Here is a 10,564-nt window from a genome sequence, read left to right as displayed (position 1 = left end):
GATCGGAGACTATAATTCCAAAATATTCATTGGAAACCTAACGAGACTCCATCAAGCAAAAACCGTCGAAATCCGGGTTCAATAGAAGTCATTCATTTCTCTCCTTTTTTAAACCACAATTACTTGACCATAACTGCTTCTATTCTGCAAGAAGGACGGTTCCGGACTCAATGCATTTTCACGCAATTATTGGTTCTGGTGCAAAAACCAGTTGAGTGCTACAGTCATTGTATCAATCGTTGAGATGAGGTCGGCATTTATGAACGCATTCAAATGGAAGCACTTCGAAGGTTACATGTTCCTGATGGCTGTTCGGTGGTATTTGCGATAGAGCTTGAGTTATCGTGACACCGTTGAATTGCTTGAGGAGAGAGGCGTTTATGTTGCTCATACCACCATCATGCGCTGGGTACATCCATATGGTCCTGAGTTAGACAAGCGCGTGCGCCGTTTCCTGAAGCCAACGACGGATTCATACCGAGTCGATGAAACCTACATCAAAGTCAAAGGGCCATGGAAGTATCTTTATCGGGCGGTGGATTCACAAGGCCAAACGATGGACTTCATGCTATCTGAAAGTCGCGATATTTCTGCTGCAAAGCGGGTCTTTAAAAAGGCGTTGGCTTCTGCGCACAATCCATCACCGCGCGTGATTACCGTTGAGAAAAACCCTGCGTATCCACCAGCACTCCAGCAATGAAAGGATGAAGCGGAGATTCAACAGGACACCATCATCCGGCAGATAAAATGCCTGAACAACCTCGTTGAACAAGACCATCGATCTATCCAAAGGATTACGAAACCCATGCTTGGGTTCAAGTCATTCGTGACTGCCGAAAAGACACTTGCTGGGATAGAGGCTATGCATATGCTACAAAAGAAGCAGGTTGAAATGCAGCGCATGCCTGCTTGTTCCAATGTGTCGTTCATAGATGACCTGTTTGGAACATCCGTCTAATCAATGGATCGCAAACGGGCCAGTCTACGCTGCTCGCAATCTTTGCACCAGAACCCATGAAGTTCCTCCCGAATACCTAAAGGTAAGTCTCTAGCGCAAAGTTCCACCGCTGTATTGCAGGGTATACACTTTGTCGCTGCCGCTCCTAATGTACTCACATCCATGGAACTCTTCGAATCCGCCGTGAACTATGTTGTGATAGGTGTATTTGCCATCGATGTACTCCGATGGACCACGAAAAATGTGCTCCTTTGACACCTGTCGAAGAGCCTCCCGAAGAAATGCATATATGTTGCGTATATCATCCGGCACCACACGGGATTGATCCACGCCTCCGGAATAGCACATCGACCAATGTGGCTGCTCATTCAGGTATACGGTTTCTAGGCCAACAAAGAATGCGGTTCCGAAATATACGTCCCGATAGAGTAATGAACCATCCCGGAATTCAAGTTGGCGAGAGCCTCGGAGGAGGGGGGTGACGCTAGCGTCGTCTCCCTGGAAAGCATAGGTACTCTTTTTGGCGGCGACCAGAAAATCACGAATAGAATCATGCATACATAACTCGCTCCTACAGGCAGGCATGTGATGACTATGGACGGCTGATAAGAGTCTGCAATCTGGTGAGATCTTGTGTAACATTTAGTATATCAAACTCGCAGAAGTTATTTCGGATACAGGAGGAGACGGTTGTTTGAATTCGTATGATGAAGTGTATGCTGACGACGGTTATTACTGGGGACGGATCCAAAATCACTCTGCCGTAGTGTAATTGAAATCATCAGCCTTCGTGGTACGAGCGGGATGAATGTGATTGACCTTGGGTGCGGAGACGGTAAAGACGCCATCCACTTTGCAAAGCACAGCATGTTGCCGTCAGAAGTGGATATTTCCCGTCCAGGATTAGACAAGGCGGAGCGATGGGCGGCCAGGGCTGCGTCAAAGTTCATTAGAGCAGAAACGGAGTAAGAGCTAGCGAATTTCGCTGGCTTTCTTTCGTAACATCGTGTACTTTATAAGAAACGATGTGCGAGGAACGAACAATGGAGTCCACCGTCGACCTGCGACAATTGAAAGTTCGCCCTATTTATCCTCATGAAAATGACCATTGGAATCAACTGATGACCGCCCACTACTACCTCGGGCATCACCGGGTCAACCCCTCGTTTTTGGACAAAACACTTGAGTGAAGTTTAATCGTATAATTTGGGTAAAACCATCGCCTGCACTTATGGTGAACACCGTCAAACGATAACAGGCTCCTTAGGTTGCAGTCCATTTTTTACCTGTCGTATCCCGCATCGTCTTCTGCATGGGAATGAGTGTCCATCAAAATGCCCGCAACGAAATCAGCAAACTGCCGCAATTCGTGACCACAGGTCTCGGCAAACTCCGCTTCCCATCGGTACAGCACTTCATGATGGTCGGTCGGCAAGAACGCCTAGAGTCGGTCAGCCAAGTCTTGCTGCGTGTGCAGGACCTGTTCCCTATCCCGAGCGTATTGGTCGTAGAAGTCGTCGATCAGTTTTTCGGCCAATAGTTTCTTCGCAATTTGACACAATGGCAATCCACTCCCGGAAACGTTTGTCCGACTGTACCTCTCGTTCCCACCCGCCATCAAGTCAAATTCTGTTATCAGTAGGTGCATTGCCCACTCAAGTTTGCGTTGCCGCCCCATGTTCGCATCGAATAGAGGAAATCTGCCTACCGTCGCCAGCGCCGCGGATCGCCGCACACGGGCCAACATGGGCGCGATGTGGCGGGACGTGTGCTGCATATACGGGGTGCAGGGATTCCAGTCGCGCAGGACTTGTAGCCGCCCGCGCGGCGTCGAACTCCGGTCGATGACTAGATTCTGGCCATGTGCTCCCGTCGCAACAGTCCGTAAAGCCAATCTCCTCCCAATTGATCCACAGAGGGTTCCGCACAGGGTTGGGCACAGCCTTTCGCATAGTCTTACGCATCGCGAATGAATCGAGTGAGGCGCGACATCCCGCGCGGGGCGCGCCGTGACAGCCGTCCGCCTTCGGGACATATGTCCACATCCGCCGCCCCCGGAACGAAGGAAGTCTGTGTTGGCCCCTCGTCATATCACGAGAGGCTGCTAGCCCTCTACCGATACACCATGTTGACCACCGATCCGCTCTGTACACCATCGCGCGATCGTCCAGATGCGATGTACCCGTCGCTGAACCAACCGAGAGCAGGATTGGGCACCACCGATGCAGCTTGCCTTTCCCCGCCCCCATGTCAACGGATGGATGATGCAGTGACGACCTGGATCTGCCTTCGCCACACGTTCCCGCGTGCGAGTTACATGGCGGGAAGCGGTCCCACTATCGGCCACGGCTCTAGTCGCCGCACACAGGCTAACATGGGCGCGCCGTGGCGCAAGCGTGATCGGTTCACACCACGTCAAGGGCTTTCACCACAACGTCGCATAGTCGACCCGGCAGCCGCCGCCCCCCCGTTCATACCCTGCCGTTGACTTCATCTGCAACCCAGAGCCAAGCTGAATATCCGGAACGATAACCTGACAAACGAGGTGACACGGCATGGAGCAAAGGAAAATCTATGAAGTGGCCGTCTATCTGCGCAAAAGCTGGGACGACACTGGCGGCGAAGAAGATGTCCTTCTCAAACACGAAACCGCGCTCACCGATCTCGTTCGCAAGAACAACTGGCGCTATGTGATTTACCGGGAGATTGGCAGTTCCGACAGCATCGATTTCCGTCCCGAGTTCAGGCGGCTGCTGAAAGACATCGAGAATGATTTCTATGACGCGGTCGTGGTCATGGACTATGATCGGCTCAGTCGCGGAGACAAGGAAGACCGCGCACGGGTCGAGAAAATCCTCCAGCAATCGAACACCCTCGTTGTCACGCCTCAACGCGTCTACGATTTGAACGATGAGGATCAGGAACTGATCACCGACATTGAAGGCGTCTTCGCTCGCTACGAATATCAGATGATTAAGAAGCGGTTCCAGCGCGGCAAGAAAATCGGGGCAAGACTCGGTCACTGGACGAACGGCCCTGCCCTCTTCCCGTACGTGTGTCACTCAGAGGCCCACAGTCTGGACGTAGATCCCGAGAAACTGGATGTCTACAACTTCATGAAGCACCGGATTTTGAGCGGTGCCACGTGTAGCGGCGTCTGCTGGGACCTCAACCGCCAGGGCATCCCGTCACCGAAAGGAAAACTGTGGTCTGAAAGTGTGCTGTACCGACTCATCCTGAACGAAGTGCATCTCGGTCGCGTCGTCTACGGCAAAACGAGCGGCGGACTGCACAAGAAACGCAAAACAGCGCCGTTCAAAGTGATCGCGCGGGAAAACTGGATTGTCGTCGAAAATGCCCACCCTGCCGTCAAGACCCCGGAGGAACATGCAGAAATCGTCACCCTGCTGGAAAGTCGTCGGATTCAGCCCAAGCACGCACGTCGCGGCACATACCTGCTCTCTGGCTTGCTCTATTGTGCTAAATGCGGCTACTCCCTGCAGTTCCAACCGAAACCGAACGGTCGCACACTCGTGAAGAAGTGCCAGAAGACAGATGCCTTCGGGAATTGTTGTGACAATCGCGGAGTCGAACTCGAACACGTGGAAAAGGCGGTCATGGAGAGTTTACGCGAACACGAGGCGTAATTCCTGAAAACGCCGGTCGAAGTCAACGAATCGGACTTCCCAACGGAGCATCTGCTTCACACTAATGAGCGGGAACTCGAATCGCTGCGCGACGGGGTGAATCGGCTCAAGGACCTGTTCGTCATGGGCGATGTGACAAAGGCGGAATACAAAACGCGGCTGGAACGCCTGAAGGATCTGATTGTGAGAAAGGAGAACGAGTACGAGCAACTGAAGGAGAGTTTGGACGGGTGCTCACCCCTCACCCACGCTGAACGACTGCAGTTGATACACGAAATCAAAACCTCGTGGACCACCACCATCGACGTGAAAGAGCGGAACCGACTTATGAAGCTGATAGTTGAACGGATCGAATATACGCGAAACGGGGATGAAATTGATAGTCAGGTGAAATTTAAATAAGCATCGAATCCGCTACGACATAAGCGGTTGCACGCTGTTGTCCACTTTATCACTTATCATTGTCCACGCTTCCAGTAAACATCCTGGGCTTTATGCTTGATACCGTCAATATGGACTGAAAGGCACTGCTCGTCCACGCGAAATATCAACATGACTTGATAGAGCCCGTGCCGTACCCAATATCCTTCCAGAGGACCACTTCTGATCTGTTTGGCCGTCAGGGTCGGAGAATGCGAGAGTCGATGAAAAGAGTCATCCAAAATCCGCTCTTTCACATTCGTTGGATATGCGAGTATCCCCGCCAATTCATCAATACCCGTCTTGGACCAAGTGACTTGGTACGATTTATCCACGTTCGGCACCCTGAATTCTTTCCCGCAGGTACTTCAGCCCGTCCTCCTGCCCGAAAACGCGTCCATTCTCCCGGTCTTGTTGGCTCATTCGAATTTGTCGTAAGATATCTGGATCCCCGGCGATTGCGACGATGTCATCATCATCTGGGCTCTTTTCCACCACCAAGCTAACTTGGAATTCGTCTTCAATCAGTTGAACGAGATCTGTCCACTCCACATGAGTTTTTCCTTTCAATTTATCGTAGAGTTCGTCCACAGTCATGTGCTTCATCAGCAAACACCACCCTTTGACTTGAGTATACCTCAAGAGAATTGAAACAAGAGCACATTAAAGTGTTGGAATTTATTACTATATAACCAACGCGTACATTGTGAACAGCCCATGATCAGCAAAGCGATTCCCAGGAGACGCAGGTGATCGCATCGAATCCAAAGGTTGTTGTTCCCTAACCGTCGGCCAAAAGCCGCTTAAATTCGTTCAACATTGGATCCGTAATTTCCCTGAAAAGAGAAAACGAAATATTGTTCATTGCAGGATTTGAAGCTTTCACCACCTCAACAAGAATTTTTAAATATTCAAACACACTGCCATCCTCAACTAAGCGCGCCATTTCAAATTCCTCCTTGGCATTTTCCCATTTTTCATATATTCCATCTTTTTCGCCCGGATTCGTATATAGCAATTTAAACCTCACTTTTATCCACCTGGAATGGAGATTGTCGATATCAGAAGCAGTCATAAACTTTTGAACTTCCGCTTCAATTTCCGGATGTTGATTTTTGAATTCAGAAAATAAGTCAACAAGTTCGCCCGCGGTCAGATTGTTATTCACACGTTCCATCAGAGGTGAGAATACATCATTATATTTAACGGTCATAAATGTTATAAATTCCCGCAACGAGAAAGCCTTATTTTTGTGATCGTGGCTATATACATCCGCATTCCCACCGACTGAAATGGCCTGTAATTGATCCACTTTCCCGAGTTCTTCTACTGCAAAGGAGGTCATAATAAAGGCCTTACTGTATAACCGATTCTTAGCAAGAAGCTCCCCAGCTGAGATGAACTCCATTGCGTTCTCCACGGCCAAAGGAATTAACTCGTATGCGTCTTGAGGAGAAAGCGTTTGTTTCTTCATTATAGTGAATACCCCCGTTGAACAGAGAAACAGCCAACCGATTTTGCTGATTTCCTGAATCCATATGCTTTGTATCTCTATTTTCCTACGCTGGATTCGTTTATGGATCCGCTACCAGTGACATGTTGACCAAGTACTCCACTTTCAGCGTATAGTGCTATTCGTAGCCCCGCAGGGCTACGAATAGCCGATGGAGAGAAATACCGCCTTGCTTTCGCGGGCTGCTTTTTGGAATGCTTCCGGACCCCAGGGGTACCAGTCGACCGGGTTGTGGGCGTGTTGGAGCAGATAGGGCGACTTTTCATGGATGAGGCAGTTGGAGTGTTTGTGTTGACCGTTGTCTGTGCTCATAACGGAAATTCATCCTTTCTGGATGGTTTTTCCGTTAGTATACACCCAGACGGCGGAAAGTATTAATACGGGCACCCGCATGTCGCGCGTGCTATGATTTACAGACCGGGATGTTTTCAGACGCATTTCCGCATATTCATTCATTTTTCAGGGGCGGTCGATCTTGCGTTTTCGCGCCCTTAAACTGAATAACGGATAATCCTCACAAGTGGTCGGTGTCAGCAAAATGAATCACACTGAACTCACCTGCGAAGTACTCAATTTGCGTTACTGAGCATTCTGGTACAAGTTGCGTATGAACGTCTTCAAATTTGGGGTGCCACTGCCTCAACTCGTCCAGCGGAATCACGCTCATAAGGAAGTCGGTAATTAACCCGCCGTGCGTCACCGCAATAACGTCGTCACTTGGATTCACACTGCTGACATCCCGGACGAAGATCTCCAAGCGTTCCCCAGCCTGTTGAGCTGAGTCACCGACAGGAGGCACATATTGCCGATCTTGAGAGCATTGATCCCACATCCCAACGAACTCTTCAAAAGTCTGCCCAGGTAGATCTCCCCAATTTGCTCTCTCTCTTAGCCTCATGTCCACGACCACCGGAAGTCCCAGCCTTGAACCAATAAAGCTTGCCGTTTCTGTTGCCCGTCTCAACGGGCTGGCATACACGTGCTTTATGGGCTTGCTCGCAAAAAAGGTAGCGGTCAGCCCAGCTTGTACAATCCCCTCTTTTGACAATGGAACATCGCCGATTGTTCTTTCTTTTATGCCATGTCGAACGAAATAGATCGTAGCCATTTTCACTCCCACCTCTTGCGGTTCTTTCGCCCGATCCCGCGACTCCGACACTTCCGGTCGCGCCCTATAACCATACACCTCCACAACTCTCGCCGGCTACTGCACCTTTGCCCCCGTCAAATCGTATGAAAACACTCAGCCAATGTGCAAGGACTTCCACACTTCAATCGCCTTGGTTAGAGCACCAGTATCCCAAAGTCTTCCTCTAGGCGTCTTTGTAAGTTTTATCATGTCAAACGCATCGTCTCTGTTCACCCATCGTACTTCTTCAGTTTCATGAGCAAAGTCTGTCACTTTACCGGTTGGTGTCATCAAAAAATACTTGGTTATGCAAGTGTCTGATTCAAACTCCCCCGGCACTCTCCCAACGATTTCACACTCGTACCCGGTTTCTTCTTTTACCTCTCGCAATGCGGTGTCTTCAGGAGTTTCGCCCCCAATAGTGCGATATCAAATCGAACGAGATAACAATTTGCACAAATCTTCCACCGAGTCCACTACGTATGTAGCTTTGGCTTGATTGAATTCTTCCCGTGTTCCATAACCATACAAAACACCTATTGAATCAATGTCATTGCCGTTGGCTCCAATGATGTCATGTTCACGATCTCCAATCATTACAAAACCAGTCGTAGCTAAGTCAGGGTACAGACTCATGGCACACTCAATTATCTCCGCCTTGGCTGATCTTGTACCGTCGAGGTTACTCCCCACAACATGATCGAAGTACTGCTCAATATCGAAGTGGTGAAGTATCTGCTTGGCAAACACTGTAGGTTTTGATGTGGCTACTACTAAATTCACGAACTCTCGCTTTAACATTTCAAGCAACCTTGGAATCCCGCTGTACAAAACGTTTTCGTACATTCCATCCGTCTTAAAATACTCCCTATAATGGTCTACAGCTCGTTGTATGTCCGAAGCGGAAAAGTGATATGCCTGCTGGAACATAAGTCTCAGTGGTGGACCAATGAAGCACGTTAATTTATCAAGGTCTGGTTCATGTATGCCGAGCTTCGATAGTGCGTATTGAACTGACTTTGTAATTCCGACCTTTGGGTCGGTTAGCGTCCCGTCCAAGTCAAACAAAATTGTCGAGTAAGGTGTCAATCTTCAAGCTCCCCATGTACTGTGGCTTATTGCGTTATCCTGCCCAAGAACGACATAACCCAAAAAATCCCTTGCTATATATTTATGCACGGACGGGAGTAAATCCTTCTTGGAGAGCAGCACCCGTTGTTATGAACTCAAGTTCCGCACCGTTCATTCCATCATTCCGACTACTTGCCTTTTGGCCCAAGCGTATCAGGGGATGTCGCTTGCTTTGCGTAACGCGGTTTATTAGGGGTTCACTTTCGTTCACCATGCATCTGTAACCTAACTCCGGACCGAATTCCCCTGTCGAACACGGCTACATTGTCCCGTGAGCTTCGCAAGGTGGCGTTATCTCCATCCCACGTCTGTTTATTGCAGAATAGAAGTGCAGAGTTTTGCAGCGTAAAAGTGCAGATGCTTGCAATTGCATAAAAAGGGCACTAGCCAACACCCAACTACTACTCTACCCTTGTATCTGTCGAAGGATAAAAAGGGAGATGTGAGAGGGATGTTGAAAGTGCCACAACAACAGTATATCCATTTTCTCAGACAAATGGATGGTTGTTCTATCCAAGAAATTGCTAAGCAGACGAAAGTGAACTGGAGAACAGCTAAAAAGTATGCCGACCGTGAAAACTGGAATAAAGGATTCGAGGTGCATGAGCGACGTTTTCTAATACTTGGCGAGTGTACGGAGATTATCGACACTTGGCTCACGGAAGATGGTAGCCTCCCTCGAAAGCAGCGACAGACGGGAACTCGCATCTGTTCTCGTTTAAAAGACGAGCATGGCTATACAGGGAGTTTACGCACGGTCCTCAGTTACGTTCAATACCGTAAAGAACAAATGAAACTGGAAAATGCACCAAGCTACGAGCGTTTAGAACACATTGGCGGTGAAGCACAGGCTGACTTCGGAACACACCAGGTCGTCCGTGATGGGCAATACCTAGAACGCAAAGTGCTCACCTTGTCCTTCCCGTACAGCAACGCTGCTTTTGTTTATCCGGTACCAAGTGAGAATACTGAATGCTTTCTAGAAGCCTTAAAGCATTGTTTCAAAGAAGCTGGTGGCGTGCCTCGTCGCATCTGGTTCGACAATCTATCTGCCGCCGTTGTGTCTGTTGGCAAAGAGGGACAGCGTACACTCACAGAGACATTTACAAAGTTTTGTTCGCACTACCGATTTGAACCGATCTTTTGCAATCCAGCCAGTGGAAATGAAAAAGGCAACGTCGAAAATAAAGTTGGATATGGGCGCAGGAATTGGTGTTTTTGTCAAGATCAAAGTGAGCCACTGCGGTCTGTTTGAAAGTGAGCCATCTTTAGCTGCTTAGCTCCCTTTTTAGGAAGTTTCTTGCTTGTTACCTTTGTGTCTTTGTCTCACCCCCGAGGGGGTGAAAATTGGGTGTATATGGTTTGAATGTAATTAAGGGGTTTGCGGAGCGCCTTTCAAATCGTACGTCTACGGCTTCGCCAACTGCTCAATAGGTTTGCGGCTGCAAGTAACAGTCGTGACTCCCCGGGATAGGATTTAACTGAATCTGCCCAGTCACGTAAGCGGTTCTCCACCTCCAAATAGTTTAATTGTTCTTCCGTAATTGGTCCTTCGTAGCGGGGTCCATCCGCCATCGCTTTATTAATGGCGGCCCAATCAACGGTTACGGTTGGAAAACGCTCAGTTACATACTCGCGGATGCCGGTGGGCACTCGGTAACCGCGTGAACGTAAAACTTTGCACACCCTGCATTGAGGCCTGCGTCATGGGAGAATTGGTGATAACGAGAGTTATCCCCGCTAGGAGTTCTAGCGGGGAACATTCG

14 protein-coding genes and 1 pseudogene are annotated in these 10,564 nt (G+C 49.2%); 6 read left to right on the top strand and 9 right to left on the bottom strand.

The genetic code is table 11. The features are described from left to right. The first annotated feature begins 259 nt into the window (after positions 1-259). Positions 260-958: pseudogene (locus tag M4I36_RS11735) on the top strand (IS6 family transposase). A 90-nt stretch (positions 959-1,048) separates the two neighbouring features. Here M4I36_RS11735 and M4I36_RS11730 read toward each other — a convergent pair. Further along, complete coding sequence (locus tag M4I36_RS11730; RefSeq protein WP_258111933.1) at positions 1,049-1,516, bottom strand: DUF5680 domain-containing protein; 468 nt, start codon at positions 1,514-1,516, stop codon at positions 1,049-1,051. Between the two features lie 246 nt (positions 1,517-1,762). On the opposite strand from M4I36_RS11730, the gene M4I36_RS11725 reads away from it, so the two are divergent. Next, entirely contained in the window at positions 1,763-1,927 is a 165-nt protein-coding gene (locus M4I36_RS11725) for a class I SAM-dependent methyltransferase (protein ID WP_258111932.1), read from the top strand. A gap of 74 nt (positions 1,928-2,001) precedes the next feature. Continuing rightward, the gene (locus M4I36_RS11720; protein ID WP_258111931.1) at positions 2,002-2,148 is read left to right on the top strand and encodes a hypothetical protein; all 147 of its coding nucleotides are present in this window, start codon (positions 2,002-2,004) and stop codon (positions 2,146-2,148) included. 251 nt (positions 2,149-2,399) lie between these two features. Here M4I36_RS11720 and M4I36_RS11715 read toward each other — a convergent pair whose 3' ends face one another. Beyond that, positions 2,400-2,852, bottom strand: coding sequence for a hypothetical protein (locus M4I36_RS11715; protein ID WP_258111930.1), 453 nt, complete (start codon positions 2,850-2,852; stop codon positions 2,400-2,402). A 685-nt stretch (positions 2,853-3,537) separates the two neighbouring features. Between M4I36_RS11715 and M4I36_RS11710 the strand changes: the two genes are divergently transcribed. Next, positions 3,538-4,605 carry a recombinase family protein gene (locus tag M4I36_RS11710; protein ID WP_258111929.1) on the top strand — a complete coding sequence of 356 codons (1,068 nt, stop codon included), beginning with the start codon at positions 3,538-3,540 and terminating at the stop codon, positions 4,603-4,605. A 123-nt stretch (positions 4,606-4,728) separates the two neighbouring features. After that, the gene (locus M4I36_RS11705; RefSeq protein ID WP_258111928.1) at positions 4,729-5,007 is read left to right on the top strand and encodes a hypothetical protein; all 279 of its coding nucleotides are present in this window, start codon (positions 4,729-4,731) and stop codon (positions 5,005-5,007) included. A gap of 56 nt (positions 5,008-5,063) precedes the next feature. Here M4I36_RS11705 and M4I36_RS11700 read toward each other — a convergent pair whose 3' ends face one another. The 7 genes from M4I36_RS11700 to M4I36_RS11675 form a co-directional block, all read right to left on the bottom strand. Further along, positions 5,064-5,360 carry a type II toxin-antitoxin system RelE family toxin gene (locus M4I36_RS11700; RefSeq protein WP_258111927.1) on the bottom strand — a complete coding sequence of 99 codons (297 nt, stop codon included), beginning with the start codon at positions 5,358-5,360 and terminating at the stop codon, positions 5,064-5,066. Further along, entirely contained in the window at positions 5,353-5,631 is a 279-nt protein-coding gene (locus M4I36_RS11695) for a hypothetical protein (protein WP_258111926.1), read from the bottom strand. The genes M4I36_RS11700 and M4I36_RS11695 overlap by 8 nt, the downstream gene beginning before the upstream one ends. Before the next feature lie 175 nt (positions 5,632-5,806). Further along, entirely contained in the window at positions 5,807-6,499 is a 693-nt protein-coding gene (locus M4I36_RS11690) for an AbiV family abortive infection protein (protein WP_258111925.1), read from the bottom strand. 177 nt (positions 6,500-6,676) lie between these two features. Continuing rightward, complete coding sequence (locus M4I36_RS11685) at positions 6,677-6,850, bottom strand: thioredoxin domain-containing protein (RefSeq protein ID WP_258111924.1); 174 nt, start codon at positions 6,848-6,850, stop codon at positions 6,677-6,679. A gap of 202 nt (positions 6,851-7,052) precedes the next feature. Continuing rightward, entirely contained in the window at positions 7,053-7,646 is a 594-nt protein-coding gene (locus M4I36_RS11680) for a histidine phosphatase family protein (protein WP_258111923.1), read from the bottom strand. 135 nt (positions 7,647-7,781) lie between these two features. Then, on the bottom strand, positions 7,782-8,087 hold the full coding sequence (locus tag M4I36_RS16905) for an NUDIX domain-containing protein (protein ID WP_374986126.1): 306 nt from the start codon (positions 8,085-8,087) through the stop codon (positions 7,782-7,784). A 9-nt stretch (positions 8,088-8,096) separates the two neighbouring features. Next, on the bottom strand, positions 8,097-8,756 hold the full coding sequence (locus M4I36_RS11675) for an HAD family hydrolase (RefSeq protein ID WP_258111922.1): 660 nt from the start codon (positions 8,754-8,756) through the stop codon (positions 8,097-8,099). Between the two features lie 493 nt (positions 8,757-9,249). Here M4I36_RS11675 and istA point away from each other — a divergent pair, with 493 nt between their 5' ends. Further along, positions 9,250-10,053, top strand: coding sequence for an IS21 family transposase (istA, locus tag M4I36_RS11670; RefSeq protein ID WP_258111921.1), 804 nt, complete (start codon positions 9,250-9,252; stop codon positions 10,051-10,053). The last annotated feature ends 511 nt before the right edge of the window (positions 10,054-10,564 follow it).

The sequence above is a fragment of the Alicyclobacillus sp. SP_1 genome, from assembly GCF_024706985.1.
Taxonomy (GTDB): domain Bacteria; phylum Bacillota; class Bacilli; order Alicyclobacillales; family Alicyclobacillaceae; genus Alicyclobacillus_I.
The sequence above is the reverse complement of the archived record's forward strand: the minus strand, read 5'-3'. Positions and strand labels throughout refer to the sequence as shown.